This window comes from Nonomuraea diastatica (genome assembly GCF_004349015.1).
Lineage (GTDB): Bacteria > Actinomycetota > Actinomycetes > Streptosporangiales > Streptosporangiaceae > Nonomuraea > Nonomuraea diastatica.
The window spans coordinates 1-22567 of sequence record NZ_SMKP01000181.1; the positions used below are offsets into that span (position 1 = coordinate 1).

Annotated in this window: 19 protein-coding genes and 1 pseudogene; 11 read left to right on the forward strand and 9 right to left on the reverse strand. The window is 70.7% G+C overall.

All coding sequences use genetic code 11. The annotated features are described in order from the left end of the window. A pseudogene (locus E1294_RS41625) lies at positions 1-559 on the forward strand (glycoside hydrolase family 38 N-terminal domain-containing protein); the annotation flags it as partial. Between the two features lie 48 nt (positions 560-607). Here E1294_RS41625 and E1294_RS41630 read toward each other — a convergent pair. After that, on the reverse strand, positions 608-1099 hold the full coding sequence (locus E1294_RS41630; RefSeq protein WP_132516563.1) for an Lrp/AsnC family transcriptional regulator: 492 nt from the start codon (positions 1097-1099) through the stop codon (positions 608-610). A gap of 270 nt (positions 1100-1369) precedes the next feature. Between E1294_RS41630 and E1294_RS41635 the strand changes: the two genes are divergently transcribed. The 8 genes from E1294_RS41635 to E1294_RS41670 all read left to right on the forward strand — a co-directional run bounded on the left by E1294_RS41635 (position 1370) and on the right by E1294_RS41670 (position 10176). After that, positions 1370-2803, forward strand: coding sequence for a gamma-aminobutyraldehyde dehydrogenase (locus E1294_RS41635; RefSeq protein ID WP_132516565.1), 1434 nt, complete (start codon positions 1370-1372; stop codon positions 2801-2803). A 21-nt stretch (positions 2804-2824) separates the two neighbouring features. Then, positions 2825-3892 carry an ABC transporter ATP-binding protein gene (locus E1294_RS41640; protein WP_132516567.1) on the forward strand — a complete coding sequence of 356 codons (1068 nt, stop codon included), beginning with the start codon at positions 2825-2827 and terminating at the stop codon, positions 3890-3892. Positions 3893-3913: 21 nt separating this feature from the next. Then, on the forward strand, positions 3914-5116 hold the full coding sequence (locus E1294_RS41645) for a polyamine ABC transporter substrate-binding protein (protein WP_132516569.1): 1203 nt from the start codon (positions 3914-3916) through the stop codon (positions 5114-5116). Positions 5117-5168: 52 nt separating this feature from the next. Next, complete coding sequence (locus E1294_RS41650) at positions 5169-6020, forward strand: ABC transporter permease (protein WP_132516584.1); 852 nt, start codon at positions 5169-5171, stop codon at positions 6018-6020. Next, the gene (locus E1294_RS41655) at positions 6017-6811 is read left to right on the forward strand and encodes an ABC transporter permease (protein WP_132516571.1); all 795 of its coding nucleotides are present in this window, start codon (positions 6017-6019) and stop codon (positions 6809-6811) included. The genes E1294_RS41650 and E1294_RS41655 overlap by 4 nt, the downstream gene beginning before the upstream one ends. 45 nt (positions 6812-6856) lie before the next feature. Beyond that, positions 6857-8251: an NAD(P)/FAD-dependent oxidoreductase gene (locus E1294_RS41660; RefSeq protein WP_132516573.1), complete on the forward strand. Its 1395-nt coding sequence runs from the start codon at positions 6857-6859 to the stop codon at positions 8249-8251. 15 nt (positions 8252-8266) lie between these two features. After that, the gene (locus E1294_RS41665) at positions 8267-9139 is read left to right on the forward strand and encodes an alpha/beta hydrolase (protein WP_132516574.1); all 873 of its coding nucleotides are present in this window, start codon (positions 8267-8269) and stop codon (positions 9137-9139) included. A 113-nt stretch (positions 9140-9252) separates the two neighbouring features. Continuing rightward, positions 9253-10176 (forward strand): serine hydrolase, encoded by a 924-nt coding sequence (locus tag E1294_RS41670; protein ID WP_132516575.1) that lies wholly within the window; start codon positions 9253-9255, stop codon positions 10174-10176. A gap of 43 nt (positions 10177-10219) precedes the next feature. Here the strand turns inward: E1294_RS41670 and E1294_RS41675 are convergent, their stop codons facing one another. Genes E1294_RS41675 through E1294_RS41705 form a run of 7 tightly spaced genes read right to left on the reverse strand, consistent with a single transcriptional unit; the run spans position 10220 to position 18858 of the window. Beyond that, complete coding sequence (locus tag E1294_RS41675; protein WP_132516576.1) at positions 10220-11728, reverse strand: DHA2 family efflux MFS transporter permease subunit; 1509 nt, start codon at positions 11726-11728, stop codon at positions 10220-10222. Between the two features lie 35 nt (positions 11729-11763). After that, the gene (locus E1294_RS41680) at positions 11764-14589 is read right to left on the reverse strand and encodes an AfsR/SARP family transcriptional regulator (RefSeq protein WP_132516577.1); all 2826 of its coding nucleotides are present in this window, start codon (positions 14587-14589) and stop codon (positions 11764-11766) included. Positions 14590-14596: 7 nt separating this feature from the next. After that, positions 14597-15400 (reverse strand): cytochrome P450, encoded by an 804-nt coding sequence (locus E1294_RS53500; RefSeq protein ID WP_165977765.1) that lies wholly within the window; start codon positions 15398-15400, stop codon positions 14597-14599. A gap of 48 nt (positions 15401-15448) precedes the next feature. Next, entirely contained in the window at positions 15449-16126 is a 678-nt protein-coding gene (locus E1294_RS41690) for a DUF998 domain-containing protein (RefSeq protein WP_132516578.1), read from the reverse strand. Further along, a complete protein-coding gene (locus tag E1294_RS41695) occupies positions 16123-17334 on the reverse strand; it encodes a glycosyltransferase (RefSeq protein ID WP_132516579.1) in 1212 nt (403 codons plus the stop codon). The genes E1294_RS41690 and E1294_RS41695 overlap by 4 nt, the downstream gene beginning before the upstream one ends. 57 nt (positions 17335-17391) lie before the next feature. Beyond that, the gene (locus tag E1294_RS41700; RefSeq protein ID WP_246083665.1) at positions 17392-18204 is read right to left on the reverse strand and encodes a DMT family transporter; all 813 of its coding nucleotides are present in this window, start codon (positions 18202-18204) and stop codon (positions 17392-17394) included. Positions 18205-18240: 36 nt separating this feature from the next. Then, positions 18241-18858: a DedA family protein gene (locus E1294_RS41705; RefSeq protein WP_132516580.1), complete on the reverse strand. Its 618-nt coding sequence runs from the start codon at positions 18856-18858 to the stop codon at positions 18241-18243. A 388-nt stretch (positions 18859-19246) separates the two neighbouring features. Here E1294_RS41705 and E1294_RS41710 point away from each other — a divergent pair, with 388 nt between their 5' ends. After that, positions 19247-20473 (forward strand): sensor histidine kinase, encoded by a 1227-nt coding sequence (locus E1294_RS41710; protein WP_220448238.1) that lies wholly within the window; start codon positions 19247-19249, stop codon positions 20471-20473. Beyond that, positions 20466-21437, forward strand: a complete 972-nt coding sequence (locus E1294_RS41715; protein ID WP_132516581.1) for a hypothetical protein — start codon at positions 20466-20468, stop codon at positions 21435-21437. The genes E1294_RS41710 and E1294_RS41715 overlap by 8 nt, the downstream gene beginning before the upstream one ends. On the opposite strand, the gene E1294_RS41720 is transcribed toward E1294_RS41715, so the two are convergent. Beyond that, positions 21345-21986: a VC0807 family protein gene (locus tag E1294_RS41720; protein ID WP_132516582.1), complete on the reverse strand. Its 642-nt coding sequence runs from the start codon at positions 21984-21986 to the stop codon at positions 21345-21347. The genes E1294_RS41715 and E1294_RS41720 overlap by 93 nt on opposite strands. Positions 21987-22567: the final 581 nt, after the last annotated feature.

Here is a 22567-nt window from a genome sequence, read left to right on the forward strand (position 1 = left end):
GGGCGTGGCGGCGCTGCTGGAGCACGTGACGGAGTACGAAGTGGTGGACGGCGCGGAGCTGGCCCTCACCCTGCTGCGCTCGGTCGGCTACCTCTCGCGCAACCGCAACCCTCTCCGCCCTGAACCGGCGGGCCCCCAACTCCCGACCCCTGCGGCGCAGTCGCGGGGGGTGCGCAAGGTGAGCCTGGCGCTGATGCCGTACCACGAGTCGTGGGAAGAGGTCGTGCCCCACGCCGAAGCCTTCCGCCACGACCTGCTGGCGGTGCCGGGCCAAGGCGCGCAGGACCTCCCCATGCCCGCTCCGGCGGCGGGTCTGTCGGTGACCGGGAACGGAGTGACGATGACCTCGCTGCGTGACCGCGACGGCCGGCACGAACTCCGCGTGGTCGCCCTCACCCCCGGCGACACGGAGGCGGTCGTCGAGGGCACGTTCACCCAGGCCAGGCACGCGGACCTGCGCGGCCGCCCCGGCGCCGAACTGCCGGTCACGGACGGCACCCTCCACCTGCCCATGAAAGCCTGGGAGATCGCGACGATCCAGCTCACGACCTCTGGGTGATCTGGAGGGGAAGCCCGCCGAAGCTGGGGTGCCCCGCTGCCGATCCGGTCAGCGGGTGCCCCAGGAGTAGGTCTGCTTGCGCAGTTTGAGATAGACGAACGACTCGGTGGTGCGGACGGCGGGGATGGCGCGGATCTTGCTGAGGATCTCCAGCAGGTGCCCGTCGCCCTCGCACACCACCTCCACGATCACGTCGAAGGAACCAGCCGTGAGCACCACGTAGTCGATCTCCTCGATCGCCGCCAGCTCGTCGGCCACCGACTCCAGGTCGCCCTCGCAGGTGACGCCGATCATCGCCTGGCGGGGGAAGCCCAGGGTGAGAGGGTCGGTGACGGCCACGATCTGCATGACGCCGGCGTCCTGCAACCGCTGGACGCGCTGGCGTACCGCGGCCTCCGACAGCCCGACCGCCTTCCCGATCGCCGCGTACGGCATGCGCCCGTCGGCCTGCAGCTGCTCGATGATCTGCTTGGACAGGTCGTCGAGCACCACGGGCCCTGAGCGGGAAGTGGAGCGGCGTACGCGCGGCGGCGTGGTCATCGGATGCACTTCCTCCTAGCGGTCCGGCACGGCGGGGGCGTTCCCGCTGGGATGCCGTCCTGGTGCGACATGGTGTCAGTTCCCGGGTGACTGTCAAGCGAATTCGTAGCAATTTGATATATTCACCACGAAATCCCTTGTTTCGCTGCGACCGCTCTGTAAGAGTCGCGGGCATCTCAGCCACCTCACGAGGAGGTCATTCATGACCGAGCTTGCCGAGGTCATCCATAGACAGAGCACCTGGGTCTGGCGACCGACGAAGGAGGGCGCATGACGACCCGACTGCAGAACTATGTCAACGGCGAGTTCGTGGACGCCAAGAGCGGCCGATTCTCCGACATCATCGACCCGTGCACAGGCGAGGCCTACGTTCAGGCCCCGGTCTCGGGATCCGACGACGTCGACGCGGCCTTCGCCGCCGCGGCCGCCGCGTTCGAGTCATGGGGCGGGACCACCCCGGGTGACCGGGCCAACCTGCTGCTGAAGGTCGCCGACGCGATCGAGGCGCGGGCCGGCGAGATCAACGAGGCCGAGTGCCGCGACACCGGCAAGCCGCGCGCCCGCATGGCCGAGGACGAGACCCCGGTCGCCGCCGACCACTTCCGGTTCTTCGCGGGCGCGGCCCGCACGCTGGAGGGCCCCACGGCGGGTGAGTTCCTCGCCGAGCACACCAGCGTCATCAGGCACGAGCCGATCGGCGTGGTCGGCCAGGTCACGCCGTGGAACTATCCGGTGATGATGGCGGTCTGGAAGATCGCCCCCGCGCTCGCGGCCGGCAACACGGTCGTGCTCAAGCCGTCCGACACCACCCCGGTCGCCACGCTCAAGCTCGCCGAGATCCTCGGCTCGGTGTTGCCCGCCGGCGTCTTCAACGTCGTCACCGGCGACCGCGAGACGGGCGCCCTCGTGGTGAGCCATCCGGCCGCCTCGATGGTGGCCATCACCGGTTCGGTCGGCGCGGGCATGTCGGTGGCCAAGAGCGCCGCGGACGACCTCAAGAGGGTCCACCTGGAGCTCGGGGGCAAGGCGCCGGTCGTGGTCTTCGAGGACGTGAAGGACCTGCGTACGGCCGCCGCCGGCATCGCCGAGGCCGGCCTCTACAACGCCGGCCAGGACTGCACCGCCGCCTGCCGGGTGCTGGTGCAGGAAAGCGTGCACGACGAGTTCGTGGCCGCGCTGAGCGAGGCCGCCGCCGGCACCGTGACCGGCGACCTGGACACCGAGGACGCGCTGTACGGGCCGCTCAACAACGAGAACCAGCTGGCCAGGGTGCAGGGCTTCATCGACAGGCTCCCCGCGCACGCCACGATCCTCACCGGCGGCAAGCGCGTCGGCGACCAGGGCTACTTCTTCGCCCCCACGGTCGTCGACGGGCTCAGGCAGGACGATGAGATCGTGCAGAACGAGGTCTTCGGCCCCGTGATCACCGTGCAGACGTTCACCGACGAGGCCGACGCGCTGGCCAAGGCCAACGACGTCAAATATGGCCTGAGCGGCTCGGTCTGGACCTCCGACCACGGCCGTGCCATGCGGATGTCCAACCGGCTGGACTTCGGCACGGTCTGGGTGAACACCCACATCCCGTTCATCTCGGAGATGCCGCACGGCGGCTTCAAACATTCCGGATACGGCAAGGATCTGTCGGTGTTCGGCCTGCACGACTACACCAGGGTCAAGCACGTCATGCACTACATCGGCGAATAGCGGCAGGGGCGAAACCTGGACATGACCGGGCTATCGGCAATCGAGCTAGAGGACGTCGTCAAGGAGTACCTCTCGCATGGCGAGGTCGTCCAGGCGGTCAAAGGCGTGACGCTGGACATCTCCGAGGGGGAGTTCTTCTCCCTCCTCGGCCCGTCCGGCTGCGGCAAGACCACGACCATGAGGATGGTCGCCGGTTTCGAGGCGCCCACGAAGGGCCTGGTGAAGCTGCACGGCAAGGACGTCACGGACGTCCCGCCGAACAAGCGCGACGTCAACATGGTCTTCCAGTCCTACGCGCTCTTCCCGCACATGAGCGTCTGGGACAACGTGGCGTTCGGCCTGAAACAGCGCAGGACGCCGCAGGAGGAGATCAGGCGGCGGGTCGGCGAGATGCTGGAGATCGTCGACCTGGCCGGCAGGGAGAAACGCCGGCCACGCGAGATGTCCGGTGGCCAGCAGCAGCGCGTGGCGCTGGCCAGGGCCCTGGTCAACCGGCCGCGGGCGCTGCTGCTCGACGAGCCGCTCGGCGCGCTCGACCTCAAGCTGCGCCAGGCCATGCAGATCGAGCTCAAGCGCATCCAGCGCGAGGTCGGCATCACGTTCGTGTACGTGACGCACGACCAGAACGAGGCGCTGACCATGAGCGACCGGATCGCCGTCATGAACGACGGCCTGGTCGAGCAGCTCGCCAGGCCGCGCGACATCTACGAGCGGCCCGCGACCGCGTTCGTCGCGGGCTTCATCGGCACCTCCAACCTGCTCACGGGCACCGCGACCGGCGGCGAGTTGAAGGTCGGCGGCGGCCGGGTGCTGGTGCCCGGGCACGAGGGCGAGGTGACGGTGACCGTACGCCCCGAGAAGATCACCATCGCGGCGGAGGACCCGGGGCCGGAGGCGAGCGGTGTGCGCGGGACCGTCGCCGAGGTCGTCTACCTGGGCACTTACACCAGCTATTCCGTGAGCCTCCCGGACGGCACGGACATCACCGTTTTCCAGCAGAACGCGCATGACTCGGTGGCGACGGCGGAGCGGGGAGACTCCGTCTGGCTGTCGTGGCGGGCGCAGCACTCGTACGTGATGGGAAGTTGACAGCGCCTCATGAACCCCCCAATGCGCGGACCCCTGACAGGCCGCACCAGACGTGACGTCTTCCGGCTCGCCGGTTACTCGGCCGCCGGGCTCGCCCTCGCCGCCTGCGGCGTGCAGGGGCAGAAGGTCACACCGCCCAAGACGGACGCCGTCCAGGACTTCTGGGCGAAGCAGACCAGGAACGGCGAGGTCGTCTTCGCCAACTGGCCGGAGTACATGCCGGGGGACAAGGGCCCGCTCGAGCGGTTCAAGAAGGACACCGGCATCGCGTACGAGTACAAGGAGGTCATCCAGGAGAACGCCGAATTCTTCGGCAAGGCCGACCCCGTGCTGCGCGCCGGGCAGTCGCTGGGCTACGACATCGTCGTCATGACCAACGGCGTCCAGCTCCAGCACATGCTCCAGCTCGGCTACGCGGTGCCGCTCGACCACACGCGGCTGCCGAACTTCCAGGCCAACGCGGGCCAGAAGTTCAAGGAGCGCTCCTACGATCCGGGCAACACGTTCACGATCCCGTACGCGTCCGGCGTGACCGGGATCGCGTACAACACCGACCATGTCAAAGAGGAGATCACCAGCATCGAGGCGTTGTTCGATCCCCGGTACAAGGGGCGGATCGGGATGATGAACGATGCCCAGGAGATCGGCAACTTCGGCATGTTCGCGGTGGGCGTCGACCCGGAGAAGTCGACGGAGGCGGACTGGAAGAAGGCCGGGGAGAAGCTCAAGGCGCAGCGCGATGCCGGACTAGTGCGGAAATATTATGATCAAGGGTATATCGATGCCGTGTCGAAGGGCGACGTCTGGGTGACCATGGCCTGGTCGGGCGACGTCTTCCAGCGCCAGCTCGCCGGCGAGCCCGTCGCGTTCGTGGTGCCCGAGGAGGGCGGCACGATCTGGACCGACAACATGCTCATCCCCAAGGGCGCGGCCAACCCCCTCGACGCGCTCATGTTGATGGACTACCTCTACCAGCCCGCCGTGGCCGCCGAACTGGATGAGTTCATCCAGTTCGTCACGCCCGTCCCGGCCGTCCGGGACCTGTTCAGGGAGCGGGCCAAGAAGGCCGAGGGCAAGGACAAGAAGGCGCTCAACGCCATGATCGACAGCCCGCTCATGTTCCCGAGTGAAGCCGACTACGCCAAGCTGCGCACGTACACCACCCTGACCACCCAGCAGGAGCAGGTGTTCAACCCGATCTTCCAGTCGATCACCCAGGCGTAGGCACGATGACCCGTCACCTGCCGCGCGCCGCCGGACCCGGGAGACCGTGACGATGCGGCGGCTCACCCCCTACCTCCTCGCCCTGCCGAGCTGGATGTGGCTGGCGATCTTCCTCGTCGTGCCCATGGTCGCGATGGCGTCGGTGTCACTGCAGACCGGCAACGCCTACGACGGCTACGCCATGACCTTCAGCTTCTCCACCTACGGGGAGGCGCTCGGCAGGTACAGCACCCAGCTGCTCCGCTCGCTGCTGTACGGCGGGCTCGCGACCGTGGCCATGTTGCTGATCGGCTACCCGGTGGCCTACTGGATCGCCTTCAGGGGCGGCAACCGCAAGTCCATGTACCTGTTCCTGCTGCTGTTGCCGTTCTTCGTGTCGTTCGTCCTGCGTACGATCTCGTGGAACTTCCTGCTGGCCGACAACGGCATGCTCTTCGGCACGCTGAAGGACTGGGGGCTGGTGCCCGAGGGGTTCCACGTGCTCGCGACGACGCTCGCCGTGGTGGGCGGGCTGACGTACAACTTCCTGCCGTTCATGATCCTGCCCATCTACGTCGCGCTGGAGCGGGTGGACCCGCGGGTGGTGGAGGCGGCCCAGGACCTGTACGCGACGCGGGCGGGTGCCTTCCGTTGGGTGGTGCTGCCGCTGTCGTTGCCCGGGGTGTTCGCCGGGGTGCTCATGACGTTCGTGCCGGCCACGGCCGACCCGGTCAACGCGCAGATCCTGGGCGGCACGGGCAACACCATGATCGGCAACAACATCCAGACCGAATACCTGGTGAACCTGAACTACCCGACCGCCGCCGCGCTGTCGTTCACGCTGATGGCGGTCCTGCTGGTGGGGATCTTCGCCTACGCCAGGGCGCTCGGCACGGAGAACGTGCTCGAGGCGGCGGCCCGATGAGGAGCGGTGAGCGGGGCAGGCTCGGGGACCGGGTGCTGCACGCCTACACGTGGCTGGTCATCGTGTGGTTGTCGGCGCCGATCGCCGTGATGATCCTGTTCGGGTTCAACGACAAGCAGAGCAAGTCCAACACCAGCTGGCAGGGCTTCACGCTCCGGTGGTACGCCGAGCTGTTCGAGATCTCCGACCTGACCCTGGCGCTGCGCAACTCCCTGGTCATCGCCCTGGTCAGCACCGTCATCACGGTCGTGCTCGGCACCATGCTCGGGCTCGCGCTCGGCCGCCACCGCTTCCGCGGCAAGGGCGTCACGAACTTCCTGGTCTTCGCCGCCATCTCCACGCCCGAGCTGGTCATGGGGGCGTCGCTGTTGTCGTTGTTCGTCTCGGGCAACGTGCCGCGCGACGCGAACACGATCATCGTCTCGCACGTGTTGTTCTCGTTGTCCTTCGTGGTGGTGACCGTGCGGGCGCGGATCGTCACGCTCGACCCGTCGCTGGAGGAGGCCGCCAGAGACCTGGGCGCCACGACCTGGGGGACGTTCCGGCAGGTGACGCTGCCATCGATCATGCCCGCGGTGATGGCGGGCGCGATGTTGTCGTTCGCGTTGTCGGTCGACGACTACGTGGTGACCAGCTTCGTCAACGGCTCGACCGTGACCTTCCCGCTGTGGATCGTCGGCGCGGTGAAGACCGGCATCCCGCCGCAGGTCAACGTCATGGGTACGCTGATCTTCGGCATCGGGGTGCTGATCGCCGTCGCCAACGCGGTGGTGGCCCGGCGGCGCGCCTGATCGCCATGCCTCCACCGCGCAGCTGAATCGTAGGGATGTGGGAGTGTGGATCCGCTGAAGGCGCTGGCTGACGCGGAGCGCGGGCCGTACTGGCTGGACAGCCCGGCCAGACCCGAGCCGGCCCCGCGGCTCACCGGCCACACCACCGCCGACCTGCTCGTCGTCGGCGGCGGCTTCTCCGGCCTGTGGACGGCCCTGATGGCCAAAGAACGCGACCCGTCGCTGGACGTCGTCCTGCTCGAAGGGCGCAGGATCGGCTGGGCGGCCACCGGCCGCAACGGCGGGTTCTGCATGGCCACGCTCACCCACGGCCTGGCCAACGGGATGGAACGGTGGCCGGAGGAGATCGACCGGCTGGAGCGCATGGGCGTGGCCAACCTCGACGAGATCGAGCGCACGTTGTGGCGCTACCGCATCGACTGCTCGTTCGAGCGCACCGGCGAGTTGCACGTGGCCACCGAGCCGTGGCAGCTCGACGGGCTGAACGAGCACCTCGAACTGATCTCCGAGCTCGGCCTCGACTACGTGCCGCTCGACCGGGATCAGGTGCGGGCCGAGCTCGACTCGCCGACCTACCTGGGCGGGCTGTGGGAGCGCAGCGGTTGCGCCATGGTCGACCCCGCGCGGCTGGCGTGGGGGCTGCGGGACGCGTGCCTGCGGCTCGGCGTGCGGGTCCACGAGCGCAGCCCGGTGCGCTCGCTGCACGACGACGGCACCACGATCACCCTGCGCACGCCGTACGGCACGGCCGCCGCGCGCCACGTGGCCCTGGGCACCGGCGTGTTCCCGCCGCTGCTGCGGCGGCTGCGGCACTTCGTGGTCCCGGTCTACGACTACGTGCTGATGACCGAGCCGCTGACGGCGGCCCAGCTGGCCGAGGTGGGCTGGAGCAATCGGCAGGGCGTCGGCGACTCGGGCAACCAGTTCCACTACTACCGGCTGACCGACGACAACCGCATCCTGTGGGGCGGCTACGACGCCGTCTACTACAACGGCGGCCTGGTCAAGCAGGAGTACGACCAGCGCGACGCCACGTTCGTCAAGCTCGCCCAACACTTCTACGCCACGTTCCCGCAACTCGCGAACGTGCGGTTCAGCCACCGGTGGGGCGGGGTGATCGACACCTGCAGCCGGTTCAGCGCCTTCTACGGGCAGGCGCACGGCGGCCGGCTGGCCTACGCGGCCGGTTTCACCGGCATGGGGGTCGGCGCCACCAGGTTCGGCGCGAACGTCATGCTCGACCTGCTGTCGGGCGAGCGCACCGAGCGCACCGAGGTGCGGATGGTGAAGGAGAAGCCGATCCCGTTCCCGCCCGAGCCGGTGCGGTCGGGGGTGATCCAGTTCACCCGGTGGTCGATCGCGCGGGCCGACCAGCACCAGGGCAGGCGCAACCTGTGGTTGCGCGCGCTCGACCGGATGGGGCTGGGGTTCGACTCATAGCGCAGACTTGGGCGTATGCGAGCAGAATTCGACGTGGACGGCCGTACGCTGGTCGGTGATCTGCGGGTGCCGGACGGAGCGGGGCCGCGTCCCGCGCTGGTGTTCACGGGTCCGTTCACCGGGGTGCGTGACCAGGTCACCGGGCTGTACGCGGCCCGGCTGGCAGAGCGGGGCTACGTCACGCTCTCCTTCGACCACCGCAACTGGGGCGAGTCCGGCGGAGAGCCGCGCCGGCACGAGGACACACAGGGCAAGCTGCACGACCTGCGGGCGGCGGTGTCGATGCTGCGGTCGCGGCCGGAGGTGGAGCCGGAGCGGGTCGGGGTGGTGGGGATCTGCCTGGGTGCCGGATATGCCCTGAAATTTGCTGCTTTCGATCCCCGGGTGCGGATTTTTGTTGGCATCGCCGGGGCGTACAACAACCCGTACACCATGCGGACGGGCATGGACTACCAGGCCGCGCTGGGCTCGTTCACGGAGGTGCTGGAGCGGCAGGACCAGGGCGGGCCCGTCGCGTACATGCCCGCCGTCGCGGAGAGGGCCGAGGCCGCGATGCCGGGCGACGAGCCGTACGCGTACTACGGCTCCGAGCGCGGCGCCTCGCCCCACTGGGCGAACGAGGTGACCAGGGCGAGCGTGCGCGAGCTGATCACGATGGACAACATGATGGGGGCCGACTTCCTGTCCCCGAAACCGGCGCTGATCGTGCACGGGGTCGTCGACCGGTTCTGCTCGCCGGAGGGTGCCGAGGAGGCGTACAAACGGCTCGACGAGCCGAAGGAGCTCGTCTGGGTGGACGCCAAGCAGCACACCGACCTCTACGACCAGGAGCCGTACGTCTCCCAGGCCGTGGACGCGACGGCCGCCTTCCTGGAGTCGCATCTCTGACCGCTCGGCAAGGATGTGCTGAAGGTCTGTCCAGGAAAGTGCCGTATGTGGGGGTCAGATCCCCGAGCCGGGCATGACCCCCGTAACCCCCGCAAACTCGACGGGGGTTGCGCATGCGTCCAAAGTGGGCGGCCTGGGTGGGCCTGGCACTCGTGGCGGCGTGCGGCGCCGAGCGGGCGCCGACCGTGCCCGTCGCGGTGCGGGCCTCCGCCAAGGTGCCGGTCAAGGTGGCGCGATGCGTCATGAGGTTTCCTGACAAAAGAGCCGCACGTGCGGCCCGCCTCCGCCTCGAACACGACCTCTCCCGCTACCTGCGCACCCGCCCCGGCCGCATCGTGTACAGCGCGCATGACCTGGTCAGCGGGGTCACCCTCGGCCAGGGGGAGCACCGGCACGACCTCATCACCGCCAGCGGCGCCAAGGTGGACATCGTCGCCGCGCTGCTCCAGCGCCGCCACACGAGCGGCCTCAGCGCGGGAGACCGCGACCTGGCGGAACGCATGATCACGGAGAGTGACAACAAGGCGGCGGACGCGCTCTGGTCGCGCGTAGGCGGGGGCGGCGCCATGAGCACCTTCTACCGGAGAATGGGGATGCGGGAGACCACACCGGGGCCGGGCATCTACTGGGGCGGCACCACCACCAGCCCCACCGACCGCATCCGCCTGCTGGACGTGCTGATCAACGGCGGGAAAGGGCTGCGCGCCTCCGACCGCCGGCTGCTGCTGGAGCTGATGGGCCGGGTGCACCGGGAGCAGGCGTGGGGCGTCAGCGCCGCGGCCCGCCCCCGTGACCGGGTAGCTCTGAAGAACGGCTGGACACCCCGCCCCTTCATCCACGACACGTGGGCCGTCACCAGCTACGGCCGCATCAAGGGCCCCGGCCGCGACCTGCTGCTGTCGGTCCAGACCGACCACCAGCCCGGCCACGGCGCGGGCGTCCAGACCATCGAACGGGTGGCCCGTACGATCGGCGCCCGCCTCGACCGCCTCTCCCCGACGTACACCCGTCCCTGCCCCACCAACCCCATCCCCTGACCTTCCGGCCCCCGCTCGCCAGGTCATGGGACGGCGTTCGAGCCTACGCACGGGTGGTGAGCAGTTCCTCCGGGATCTCCTTCGGCACCCCGCGCAGCCCTACCAGAGCCAGCCCTGCCACCACGGCCAGCAGCGCCGCCGTGACCAGCGACGTCATGTGCACACCCGCCACGAACGCTTCCTGCGCGGCCCGTACGACCTGCCCTGCCAGGCCGGGAGGCAGGTCCGCGGCGGTCGCCAGGGCCCCGGCGATCGACTCCCCGGCGGCCGCGCCGTCCACCCCGGCGGGCAGCTCCAGGTTCGCCCGGTAGGCGCCGGTCAGCACCGTGCCGAGGATCGCGATGCCGAGCGCCCCGCCCAGCTCGAAGGCCGTCTCCGACACCGCCGAGGCTGCCCCAGCCCGCTCCTTGGGCGCGGTGGCCAGCACGTTGTCGTTGTTCACCGTGAACGCGAACCCGACGCCCATGCCGCCGATCACCATGACGGGCAGCAGGGTGAGGTAGTTCAGCTCGGTGCCGAGGGTGGCGTAGTAGAGAAACGACCCCGCGTTCATGGCCAGGCCGAGGGCGACCACGCCGTTGCGGCCGATGAGGTGGATCAGCTTGGCGGCCAGCACGCCGCCGACGGCGCCCGCCAGGCCGCCGGGCAGCTGGGCCAGACCCGCCTGCAGCGGCGACCAGCCGAGCACGAGCTGCAGGTACCACGCGAACATCAGCATCATCGCCGACATCGCGAAGATCGCCAGCAGGTTCGTGGCGATGGACGCGCTGAACGCCCTCCTGCGGAAGAGCCGCACGTCGATCAGCGGTTCGGCCAGCCGCGTCTGCCGCCACACGAAGATCGCCAGCAGCAACACGCCGGCCACGCCCGCGGCCGCCACGTCGGCGTGGCCGAGCCCCTTGTTCGCGGCCTCCTTGACGGCGTAGATGGCCGTCACGACGCCGCTGAAGGACAGGACGACGCTGGGCAGGTCGAGCCGGCCCGCGTCCGGGTTGCGCGACTCGGGCAGCACCAGGGCGCCGCCCACCAGCACCAGCACCATGATCGGTACGTTGATCAGGAACACCGAGCCCCACCAGAAGTGGTCGAGCAGCACGCCGCCGACGACCGGGCCGATCGCGAAGCCCGCGGCGCTCATCCCGCTCCAGACGCCGATGGCCGCGGTCCGCTCGCCGGGTTCGGTGAACACGTTACGGACGATCGACAACGTGGACGGCATGATCGTCGCCCCGGCGACGCCCAGCAGCGCCCTGGCGACGATCAGCAGCTCGGGGCTGGGCGCGTACGCGGTGATCACGGAGGCGGTGCCGAACGCGGCCGCGCCGATCAGCAGCAGGCGCTTGCGGCCGATGCGGTCGCCCAGGTTGCCCATGGTGACGAGCAGGCCGGCCAGCGCGAAGCCGTACATGTCGCCGATCCAGAGCACCTGCGTGGACGTGGCGCCCAGGTCGGCCACCAGGCGGGGAAGCGCCAGGTGCAGGACGGTCAGGTCGAGGGAGAGCAGGAGTGTGGCCAGGCAGGCGATCGCCAGCGCAGCCCATTTGTTCGCCATGCCGCCCACCGTCGGGGGAGCGGCTGACGGCCGGCCTACCGCTCGCTGACCAACCGGCTGAGCTCGGCCAGCCCGGCCGCGATGCGGGTGCGGGTGTCCTCGGTGCTGTACCAGTCGTCGGGGCATTCGGCTCGCGCCTGGGTGAGCAGCGCCTGGGCCTCGTCGAGGTCGCCGCGCCGCAGCGCCACCTCGCCGAGGCCCAGGTGGGCCCACGCGAGGGTGTCCATGGAGCCGGTCCTGCGCGACATCTCGGCCGCGAGCACGTAGTCGGCCTGCGCGGCGTCCATGGTGTCCATGCAGATCAGCGCGTCGCCGCGGCGGCACAGGCATTCGGCGATCTCGGTCGTGGCGCCCAGCTCTCGCGCCACCGTCAGCGCCTCGTCGGCCAGCGCGTAGGCGGTGTCGTAGTCGCCCCGCTCGTGGTGGAGCTCGCAGAGCCCCGACAGCACGAGCGTCGTGCCCCAGCGCTCGCCGATGGCCTTGAACGCGGCCAGGCTCATCTCGAAACGGGCCAGCGACTCCTCGGGCCTGCCGAGGGCCTGCAACACGAACGCCGCCCCGCCGTTGGACAACGCCGCCTGCCAGGGCGGGAGCCCGTCCACGATCCGCACGATCTCGTCATAGGCCTCCTGGAGGTCACCCGGCGGCCCGGTGAACATCGACAACAACATCATCATGAACTCGACCCGCACCGGCAGGTGATCCCAGCTCACCAACCAGCGCACCTCGGCCAGCCGCTCGCGCAGCTCGTCGTCGCCGCCTCCCGCCCAGGCCGTGACGAGCACGCACATGACGTACTCCTCGTCCAGGTCGGGCGGGCGTCGCGAGCCGAGCGCGGCCAGCAGCCCGGCGGCCAGGCCCGCGCTGGTGATGCGGTGCCCGCGCATCCACCAGTAGCAGGCGCTGTAGGCCAGCAGCCGCAACGCGAGCTCCAGCCGCCCGGCCTCGGTGGCCCAGCGCACGGCCGCGTTGACGTCGTCGCTCTCCTCGTCGAGCCGGGCCAGCCACTCCAGCTGCTCGCTCGTGCGCAGCCACGGGTCGGCCTCCACGACCAGGTCGAGGTAGTAGCCGGCGTGCGCGTCCCGGATCGCCTCGACCTCGCCGGACTCGGCCAGCCTCTCGGCGCAGAACGCCCGGATCGTGTCGAGCATGCGGTAGCGCCCGTCCACCACATGCACCAGCGACTTCTCCGCCAGCGAGAACAGCACCTCCTCCGGCAGCCCGCACACCTGCTCGGCCGCCTCGGGCCGCGCGCCGCCCACGAACACGGTCAGCCTCCTGGCCAGCCGCTGCTCGTTCTCGTCGAGCAGGTCCCAGCTCCACGCGACGACCGCGCGCAGCGTCTGGTGCCGGGGCAGCGCCGTACGGCTGCCCCGGGTCAGCAACCGGAACCGGTCGTCGAGCCGCGCCGCGATGTCGTCCAGCGGGAGCGTACGCAGCCGCGCTGCGGCCAGCTCGATGGCCAGCGGCAACCCGTCGAGCGCCCGGCAGATGCTCGCCACCTGGGCGGCGTTGCCCGCGTCGATGGCGAAGCCGGGCGCCACGGCGGCGGCGCGGTCGGCGAACAGCCGGACGGCGGGATAGCTGAGCGGGTCGCCCGACTCCGGCGGAGGCAACCGCAGCGGCGCCACCGGCAGGATCGACTCGCCGGTGATGCCGAGCGCCTCCCGCCCGGTCGCCAGCACCCGCAGCCAGGGGGAGGAGGCCAGCAGCAGGTCCGTCAGCTCGGCGGTGGCCGCGATGAGGTGCTCGCAGTTGTCGAGGACCAGCAGCAGCCTGCGGCCGGCCAGCGCGGTGACGAGCCTGGTGGCCGGCTCCACGGCGGGCCGGTCGGAGGCGTGCGTCACGGCGTCGCGGATGTCGAGCGCGGCCAGGACGGCCGCCGGAACGTCGGCCCCGTCGGAGACCAGCGCGAGCGGCACGAAGCACACGTCGCCCCCCTCCTGGCCGGCCACCTCGATTGCGAGGCGCGTCTTGCCCGCGCCGCCCGGCCCGATCAGCGTGACGAGCCGGTGCTCCCGCAGTCTCGCCGCCACCTGCTGGAGCTCGTCGGCGCGGCCGACGAAGCTGGTGAGCTGGGCGCGCAGCCCCTGCCGCGACCTCTGCCCGGTCGCGGGGGCGGCCGAGGCGCCGAGCGCCGGGTCGGCCCTGAGCACGGCCAGATGCGCGGCGGCCAGCTCGGCTCCCGGCTCGACGCCCAGCTCATCGTCCAGCAGCTTCCTGGCCTCGTCGTAGATGGTCAGCGCCTCCGCCTGGCGGCCGCTGCCGTAGAGCGCGCGCATGAGCTGGGCCCGCAGCCGCTCGCGCAGCGGGTGGGCGGCGGCGAGCCGGCTCAGCTCGGCGACCAGCTCGCGGTGCCTGCCCAGGTCGAGGTCGGCCTGCACCCGGTCTTCCGTGGCCGACAGACGCAGCTCCTCCAGCGCCGTCGCGGCGGCCACCGCGTGCGGGGCGTCGGCGAGCGGGGCGCCACGCCACAGGTCCAGCGCCTCACGCAGCAGCGCCGCCGCCTGCTCAGGGTCGCCGCCAGCCAGGGCCTGCCCGCCCGCCCGCGCCAGCAACTCGAACCTGCACGCGTCGACGTCCTGCGGATCGGCGACCAGCCGGTATCCGGCCGGGTGGAACTCCACCCGATGCCGGCCCAGCGCCCTGCGCAGCCGGGACACCTGCGACTGCAGCGCGTTGGCCTCGCCCTCAGGAGGCCGGGGGCCGTACATGCCGGCCACGAGCTGCTCCGCCCCGACGATGCGGCCGGCGTGCAGGGCGAGCAGGGTCAGCAGGGCGCGCACGCGGGGACCACCGAGGGCGACCTGCTCGCCGTCCTCGCCCAGCACGATGGTGGGCCCGAGGATCTGGAAGCGCATACCCCGATTATCGCGGGCGCGGCGGCGGGGATGCCGAGAGCAGCGCGTCGAGCACACCGGCGGCGAGCGCGAGGGCATGGCCGGGCGCGGGGCAGGGGCGGACGCCGGAGCCGAAGGTCAGGTGCGGGCTCGGGCCGCGGGTGGGGTCGAACCGCCCGGGGTCGGCGAACACGTCGGGGTCGCGGTTGGCGGCCACCAGGTCGATCGTCACCGTCTCACCGGTCCTCGTGTCGAGCCGGCGGGTGGCCCTGAGCGGCGGGTCCTGCCTGAGGGTCTCGTCCAGCAGCGCCTCGGGGTCGTCGCCGGGCTCGGCGTGCCGGAGCGCGGTCTCGATCAGCGCCTCTGTGGCGGCGTGGCCCTGCAGCAGCAGGGTGATCACCGGAACGCCGGCCAGCGTGAGCAACCGCGCGACGGCGGCGTCGGCCTGCGGAGTCTCCTCGCCGGACAGGTAGCCGGACGCCGCGGCGGGCACATCCGCGGGCACATCCGCGGGCACATCCGCGGGCACAGCGTCGGTGTCCTCGACGCCGAGCGCGGACGCGAGCACGGCCGTGGGCACGCCCCGCCAGTCGCCGTCCCGCTCCGCGGTCATGGCCGCGGCCGCCCGCCTCAGCTCGGCGGGCTCCAGCCCGGCCAGCAGCTCGACCAGGACGCGGCGTCGCCCGGCGTGGATCTCGCCGGTGCTGAACCGCGACACCCGGGCGCGCAGCCAGGCGAGCGTCCCCTCCGCGCCGTCCTGGCGTACGGGAAGCGGCACGTACGCGGCGTCGTCGAGCACGGCACGGGCCTCGGCATGACGGGTGATGAGCATGACGCCACGCTAGAGCGGGATCGTTTCGCCGGCGCTCGAAGCATGCCGTCAGGCGGCCAGCCGCTCCTGGCGCTCCGGCGGCCCGGCCTCGGCGGGCCTCGCGGGCTCCGTGGTCTGAGCGGCGGTCCGCCTTCCGGCGAAGGCCAGCGCCATCACCACGATGAGCAGCATCTCGGCCACCACCAGTCCCCGCTCCAGCAGCCCGTAGTAGGTGGCGCCGTTGATCAGCGGCGAGGTGATGGAGGCCGGGTGCGCCGCCAGGTAGAACGCCAGGGACAGCGCGGAGGTCACGCTCATGGCCTTGACCGCGTTCCACCCGGGCGCCGCCGCGCGGCCCCTGGCCAGGCTCCAGCCGGCGACCGGCAGCGAGGTGAAGAACACGGCCGCCGCCCAGCGGTGGATCTCCCCGGAGAGCGTGCCGATCTGCGACGACCCCGGGTCGGTGGGGAAGATCGCGCTCAGCATCAGTCCCGCCGCCCCGGCCAGCAGCAGGACACGGGCGGCCGCGGTGCGCACTGGCTCCATGGACGCCAGCCCGTACGCGAGACTCAGGCACGCCCCCGCGAGCGCCAGCATCCCGATCAGCACGGGCGGCAGCCCGCCGGAGACCAGCGCGTAGTCGCTGAGCAGCGGTTGCTCGGGCAGGGCGAACTGCGCGTAGGCGAGGGCGCAGAAGGACACCATCGTGCCGATGACGGTGCCCCACACGGTCCGCTTTCGGATCATCGCGCCACCTCGTCATAGATCGTTTCGAACCGGGCCAGCGACGACTGGTCGTCGTGGATGAGCGCCAGCTCGCGGCTGGCCTTGCCGAGCCCGGCGCGCAGGCCGTCGTCGGTGAGGATGTCCGTCAGGTGCCTGGCCAGCGTGGCCACGTCACCCGGCTGGAACAGGTAGCCGTTGCCGTCCACCAGGTGCGGCAGTGCCATCGCGTCGGCGGCCACAACGGGCAGTCCGGTGGCCATGGCCTCCAGCGTGGCGATGCTCTGCAGCTCGGCGATGCCCGGCATGGCGAACACGTCGGCGGACGCGTACGCCTGGGGCATGATCTCGTCGGGCACGAAGCCGAGGAAGAACACCCGCTCGCCCACGCCGATGCGCTTGGCCAGCCGCTCCAGCTCCATCCGCTGGTTGCCCCGGCCGACCAGCACCACCTGCGCGTCGGTGTCGTTCAGCACGATCGGCAGCGCGCGTACGATCTCGTCGATGCGCTTCTCCTCGTCCAGGCGGCCGACGAACATGACGGTGGGCCGGTCGGGCAGGTCGAACATCTTGCGCGCCCACGCCTTGGGCTCGGCGTGCGGGCGGAACCTGGTCAGGTCGATCCCGCACGAGACCGGCTCCACCTCGCGGTCGAAGCCCTGCTCGGACAGGAGCTTGGCGGCCAGCGGGGTGGGCGTGGTGATGTGGTCGGCGCGGTTGAAGATCCGGCTGAAGTCGCGCCAGGCCAGCCGGCCGGCCTTGGTCCGCAGCCGCTCGGGGATGTGGCCGAACTGGAAGAGGTTGTCGGGCATGAAGTGGTTGGTGGCCACCACGGGCACGCCCGCGCGGCGGGCGGCGGCGATGGCGGCCCGGCCCACCACGAAGTGGCCCTGCGTGTGCAGCACGTCGGGGGCGATCGAGGCGATCAGGCGGTCGAGCCTGGTCGGCACGGTGACCCGCATCGTGGGGTGGACCAGCAGCGGCGCGGAGCGCAGCCGGTGGACCACCACGCCGTCCTCCACGTCGGCGCTGGCCGGGCCCACCTCGGACTGGCAGACCACGTGCACCTCGTTGCCGCGCGCGGCCAGGCCGGTGGCGAGGCGGTGGGTGAAGTAGGCGGCGCCGTTGACGTCGGGCGGGTAGGTGTCGCTCGAGATCAGGATCCGGCGGGGGCGTTCGGCGGCCGGGGCGAGGGCTGGTGGCTCGGTGACGCTGTGCAGGGGCATGGCCATGACGGTGACTCCAATGATGAAAGGCCAGGGGAGGGCCGGTGAAACGGACGGAACAGATCAGGCAAGGTCGCGGTGCGCCTCCAGCGGGCTGGTCCGTGCCAGGGCGACGGTGCCGGCGGCGGTGAGCGCGGCGGCCGCGACCGGGAGGACTCCGGTCGGCAGCGGCTCGCCGAGCAGCAGCGCGCCGAAGGCCACCGCGGTCAGCGGGTCGGCGATCTGCAGCGAGGCGAACGAGACGCCGAAGTGCCCGACGGCGTAGGCGCGCTGGAGCATCATCAGCGCCAGCAGGGCGGGGATCGGCAGCGCCAGCAGGTACCACCAGTTCCACGTGCCGTCCACCAGCACGCGCACGAGCGTGGCGGTGGCGCCGTACAGGACGCCCGAGCTGGTCGCCAGCAGCGCCGCCCGGCCCGCGGGCGAGGCCGCCCTCGAACCGGCCCACAACAGGACCGCGGCGACCCCGGCCACGCCCAGGAGGGTGAGCACGCCGTTGGGGCTGAGGTAGGTGGGGCCGTGCGACTCGGGGACGAGCAGGACCAGGCCGATCAGCCCGGCCGCCACCACGCCGGCCGCCGTCAGTTCCTTGCGCGACGGCCTGCGGCCGTGCAGCGTGGCGGCGATGGGGAGGGCGAACAGCAGGCTGGCCACACCCATCGGCTGGACGATGGTCAGGGGGCCCAGCCCGAGCGCGACGATGTGCAGGCCACCACCCGCGAGAATGGAGACGCCGCCGATCAGCCAGCGCGGCCTGCGCAGCAGCGCGAGCAGCCCGGGCTTGGCGGTGCCGACCGCCTCGAACTGCTGGAGGGCGGCTCCGAGCGCGAAGAACAGCGAACCGACCAGGGCTATTACCGCGGCCAGCACAGTCATGCGCACTCCTTTCAGACGGATGGTCGCCGGACAGGGTCAAACGGATGTGTCCGTGGGGAGACGTTCAGAGGAAGGCTGGATGGCGCGGCGCTTCCTGATCCACCGCACGATCTCGACGACCGCGGTGATGGACACCGCGATGCCGAGCCCGAGCAGCAGGCCCTTGATGGGGTCGTTCTCGAACGCCATCCCGCCGAAGAAGCCGATCAGCCCGGAGTACACCGCCCACGAGCTCGCCGCGATCACGTCGAAGAACGTGAACGAGCGCAGCGGGTGCCGGACCGCGCCCATGGTCAGCGTGGTCGCGGTGCGCCCGCCGGGGATGTACCTGGCCACGACGAGCACGAGCCCGCCCCGCTCCTCCAGGGCGCCGCGCGCCCAGACGAACGCCTTCTTGTTCCGCAGCCGACCGCCTGACTTGTTGCCGATCAGGTAGGAGATGTGGTCGCCTGCGAAAGCGCCCAGAGCCGCGACGACGATCACCAGTGCCAGGTTCGTCTCGCCGGACGCTGCGAACACCCCGGCGGTGATCACCGCCGTCTCGGCGGGCACGATGGGGAAGAATCCGTCGAGCAACGCCAGGCCGAAGAGCACGGCGTACAACCACGGTGACGCCATGGCCTGTTGCACCAGGTCGAGAATGGCGTGAGACATAACAGGGGCTCCGATCGTCAGGGCACTCACCTAGCGTGTCGGCGCTGGACCGTGGGGAACATCGGGGATGCCCCGGGTCGAACGCGGACCCATCCCCGATACGGGTCAGGGCCTGTACCCCTGAAGGTAGAAACTCCGCAGGTGACGGCACATCGGACGATCGGCACGCACAGCCCCCTACTTTCGTCAGGGTCGCTGCGCGACCTCCGGATGACACCATCGATCAAACCCGGATCGACCTGCTCGGGCACCAGTGCAGATAGGCGCTTTCACGGTGGGGTTAGCTCTACCTCGACGGTGACCCGCGCCCCACCCTGACTTTCGTCAGGGTCGCCACCCGCCGTCCGGGGAGGGCGCCGGCCGGCGCACGCCGGATAACGTCGACGCCGTGAAGCACCTGCGCCTGCTCCGCCGGGAGACCCGCCGCAAGCTGGTCTACGACCTGCTGCTCTGGGCCGTTCTCAGCGTCTTCGTGTCGGCGATGGGGCCCGACCCGTTCGTGGACCCTGCGGGATTCACCATGATCACCGTGCCCAGGGTCGTGCTCGCCGCCGCGGCCGTGCTGGTCGGCCGGCGCTGGCCACTGGCCGCCCTGGTGCTGCTGCTGCCGCTCGGGCCGTGGCAGTTCACCGAGGGATTCGCGACCGTGGACCTGAGCTGGCTGCTGCCCCGGCGCAACGTGAAGATCCTCCCGCTGCTGGCCACGTCGCCCTTCATCATGTGGTACGCCTACCTCACCGGGCGGCGCACGACCAGGGCGTGGCCCGCGTCGGCGGCGTTCTTCCTGGTCACGATCGTGGGCGTGGGTGTGGTCCTGGCGGAGGGCGGTGACCTGGCCCTGTGGGTCTCCATGACCACCGCGCTCATCGGCACCTACCTGGTGCCCTACCTGCTCGGGCTGCTCAGGAGGAGGCTGCTCCAGCAGCGGCGGGCGGCCAGGCTGTCGGCCGAGGCCCAGGCCAGGCTGCGCGAGCGGGCCAGGATCGCCCGCGACATGCACGACTCGCTCGGCCACGACCTGGCGCTGATCGCGGTCAGGGCGGCCGGGCTCGAGCTGGCTCCCGGGGTGGGCGCCGCCGAGGTCAAGGCCGCGGGCGAGCTGCGGGTCGCCGCCGCGGACGCCACCGAGCGGCTGCGCCAGATCATCGGGCTGCTGCGCGAGGAGGCCGACGCGCCGCCTTTGACCCCCGCGGACGAGGACGTGGCCGAGCTCGTGCGCCGCGCCAGGGATTCCGGCATGACGGTCGCCCTCGACATGACCCCCGGGCCGGTGCCCGGCCTGGCACGCGCGGTGGTCCAGGAGGGGATCACGAACGCCGCCAAGCACGCGCCGGGGGCGGCCGTCCAGGTCGAGGTCTCGCCGGAGCGCGTCGCCGTACGCAACGGGCCGCCGCGCTCCCGGCCCACCGCGCAGTCCGGCGGTCTCGGGCTGGCGGGCCTGCGCGAGCGCGTACGGCTGGCCGGCGGCACTCTCACCGCGGGCCCGATGACCGAGCGCGTGAGCGAGGGCAGCGGCTTCGAGCTGGCCGTGACCCTCCCCCGCGCGGGGGAGGAGGATCCCCGGCGCTCGGGAGGGAAGGAACGGCCCGGCGCGCGACGCTCGGTCCATGACTGAACAGAGACCGGCGATAGGCCGTGTCACCGCGGCGATCGTGACGGTCGCCACCATGATCCCGTACCTCACGCTGAAGATTCTCTGGCTGACTGGAAGCTCCGTCGGGGTCACCGACCCCGACCTGATGAACGACTCGGCGATGGTCGGGCTCAACGCCATGACCTTCGGCATGGACGCCGTCGGGCTGCTGCTGGCGGTGGCCTTCTCCACGCGCTGGGGCCTGCGGCTGCCGGCATGGCTCGTGCTGCTGCCGCTGTGGGTGGGCACGGGCCTGTTGTCGGTGGTGATCGTCACGGCGCCGATCATGGTGGCGTCCGGCGGGATGGCGGTGTTCAGCGGCGGGCCCATCGAGCCGTGGGTCTACATGATGGTCTACGGCGGTTTCGTCGGGCAGGGCATCGGCCTGATGACGGTTTTCGCCCTCTACGCCCGCGACCGGTGGTCCTGGGCCTTCACCACCCGGCTCGGACACGCCTTCACCGGCCCTGCCGCGTCGTTCCAGACGGTCGTGGCCTGGGGAGCTCTGCTGGTCACCACGGTGGTCGCCGGGGTGCGCCTGTCGTGGACGTTCGGCGCGCCCGCCGTGGCGGCCGTCCAGGACGGGTTCAAGGCGCTGCTCGCCATCGCCGGGGCCGTCGCGTTCGTGGCCGTCGTCCGGCGGCGCGGGAACGGCCCGTTCTGGCGGCTGCTCGTGCCGGTCTGGCTCGGCTCCGGCTCGTTGTTCGGCTGGGGCCTCTACGTGATGATCGTCAGGTCCGCGGGAGGGCCGCTCGTCGCCGGGGGCGCGGGAGCGGCCGACCTCGTGGAGCTGTTCGGCATGCTGACCGGGCTGGTCATGGGGCTGAGCGGGGCGTACGTGCTGGCCGAACGGTCAAGCGTGGGCGACGTGCAGGCGCTTGAGGAGCCGCTTGAAAGCGACGATCGAGATGGTGATCGCCAGGCCGCTTATCACGGCCACCGCTGATGTCCGCAGCACCATGTACGAGCCGAGCGAACCCGCAAGATATTCGTAGACGGCCAGGAAGATGCTCACCGTCGAGTTCATCAGCAACACGAACGCCCACAGCAGCGTGATCCTGGCGAAGAACCTGCGCACCCGCTCGTGCTTGAGCACCGCCGAGGGCAGGTGGATGTAGTCGAGCGTGAGCTTCTGCACGAGCGGCCTGTTCAGGCGCACGGATGCGAGGAAGACCATGCTGATGCAGATGGTGCCCATCTCCGGCTGGATGAAGAACCACATCCAGGTGCCGGTCCAGAAGGCCACGATCGCGCGGATGGTGATCGCGAACGCCGCCAGACACATGGTGGCGGGCACCTTGACCCGCCTGACCAGCCGCCACGCCACCCCGAAATAGACCCAGGCGACGGTCATGACGAGCGCCCACTGGAACCCGAGGACGACCATGGCCAGGTAGAACACCACCAGCGGCGCCACCACGCTTTCGAGCAGCTTGGGTGCCGCCTGCCGGGCGAGCGCCGTGAGGCGCGGAAGGGTGACCTGAGGGTGATTCAAGGCTGCTCCGCAGATAGGCCGACGATCAGCGACTACCCGGGCCTCACAGGACCAGGCTCTCCAGATGGACCGCTCGTTGTAGCCAGAGCGTCATCAGCGCCGTCCCGGGAAGCACGCCGGTGGCCTACCGTACCCGAGGGCGGATGATGCGACTGCCTCCTTCGGCACGTTCCCGCCGTTCCATACGGAATCAGCTTGGGATTGAACCCGGCTTTCATCCGAGTGACGCGGGGCGAGCTTCGCGCCGAACGCGGCGAAGACGACGCCTCGCGGATGAAGATCCTCCACCGGGCCGCGGTTGTGGCCGCGGAGCGGGTCTCGTGTGGCGGAGTCGTGTTTGGGTCTTGTAAGGCTCTGGTGTCAAGGTTACGATCACCGCGAATACTTAGGAAAGTTTACTAAAAGATGTACACCACCGGTTCGCGCTGACACCCCCAATGCCCGTGCCACCTCCCCACGGGCCGTGCCGTACGGCTTGCGCTCCCACCCCCCGGCGCAGGGCGTACGGCACGCACACCCCCAAGGAAGAACCGTGAGACTTCGGCCGATCCTCCTGGCGCTCGCGACCCTCGCACTCAGCC

Excerpts from the sequence above, each read along its gene's own strand:
- E1294_RS41640 (WP_132516567.1), top strand. The coding sequence starts at position 2,825 with ATGACCGGGCTATCGGCAATCGAGCTAGAGGACGTCGTCAAGGAGTAC.
- E1294_RS41650 (WP_132516584.1), top strand. The coding sequence starts at position 5,169 with ATGCGGCGGCTCACCCCCTACCTCCTCGCCCTGCCGAGCTGGATGTGG.
- E1294_RS41715 (WP_132516581.1), top strand. The coding sequence starts at position 20,466 with ATGACTGAACAGAGACCGGCGATAGGCCGTGTCACCGCGGCGATCGTG.
- E1294_RS41690 (WP_132516578.1), bottom strand. The coding sequence starts at position 16,126 with ATGATCCGAAAGCGGACCGTGTGGGGCACCGTCATCGGCACGATGGTG.
- E1294_RS41630 (WP_132516563.1), bottom strand. The coding sequence starts at position 1,099 with ATGACCACGCCGCCGCGCGTACGCCGCTCCACTTCCCGCTCAGGGCCC.
- E1294_RS41645 (WP_132516569.1), top strand. The coding sequence starts at position 3,914 with ATGCGCGGACCCCTGACAGGCCGCACCAGACGTGACGTCTTCCGGCTC.
- E1294_RS41635 (WP_132516565.1), top strand. The coding sequence starts at position 1,370 with ATGACGACCCGACTGCAGAACTATGTCAACGGCGAGTTCGTGGACGCC.
- E1294_RS41670 (WP_132516575.1), top strand. The coding sequence starts at position 9,253 with ATGCGTCCAAAGTGGGCGGCCTGGGTGGGCCTGGCACTCGTGGCGGCG.
- E1294_RS41705 (WP_132516580.1), bottom strand. The coding sequence starts at position 18,858 with ATGTCTCACGCCATTCTCGACCTGGTGCAACAGGCCATGGCGTCACCG.
- E1294_RS41655 (WP_132516571.1), top strand. The coding sequence starts at position 6,017 with ATGAGGAGCGGTGAGCGGGGCAGGCTCGGGGACCGGGTGCTGCACGCC.
- E1294_RS41700 (WP_246083665.1), bottom strand. The coding sequence starts at position 18,204 with ATGACTGTGCTGGCCGCGGTAATAGCCCTGGTCGGTTCGCTGTTCTTC.
- E1294_RS41665 (WP_132516574.1), top strand. The coding sequence starts at position 8,267 with ATGCGAGCAGAATTCGACGTGGACGGCCGTACGCTGGTCGGTGATCTG.
- E1294_RS41695 (WP_132516579.1), bottom strand. The coding sequence starts at position 17,334 with ATGGCCATGCCCCTGCACAGCGTCACCGAGCCACCAGCCCTCGCCCCG.
- E1294_RS41675 (WP_132516576.1), bottom strand. The coding sequence starts at position 11,728 with ATGGCGAACAAATGGGCTGCGCTGGCGATCGCCTGCCTGGCCACACTC.
- E1294_RS41680 (WP_132516577.1), bottom strand. The coding sequence starts at position 14,589 with ATGCGCTTCCAGATCCTCGGGCCCACCATCGTGCTGGGCGAGGACGGC.
- E1294_RS53500 (WP_165977765.1), bottom strand. The coding sequence starts at position 15,400 with ATGCTCATCACCCGTCATGCCGAGGCCCGTGCCGTGCTCGACGACGCC.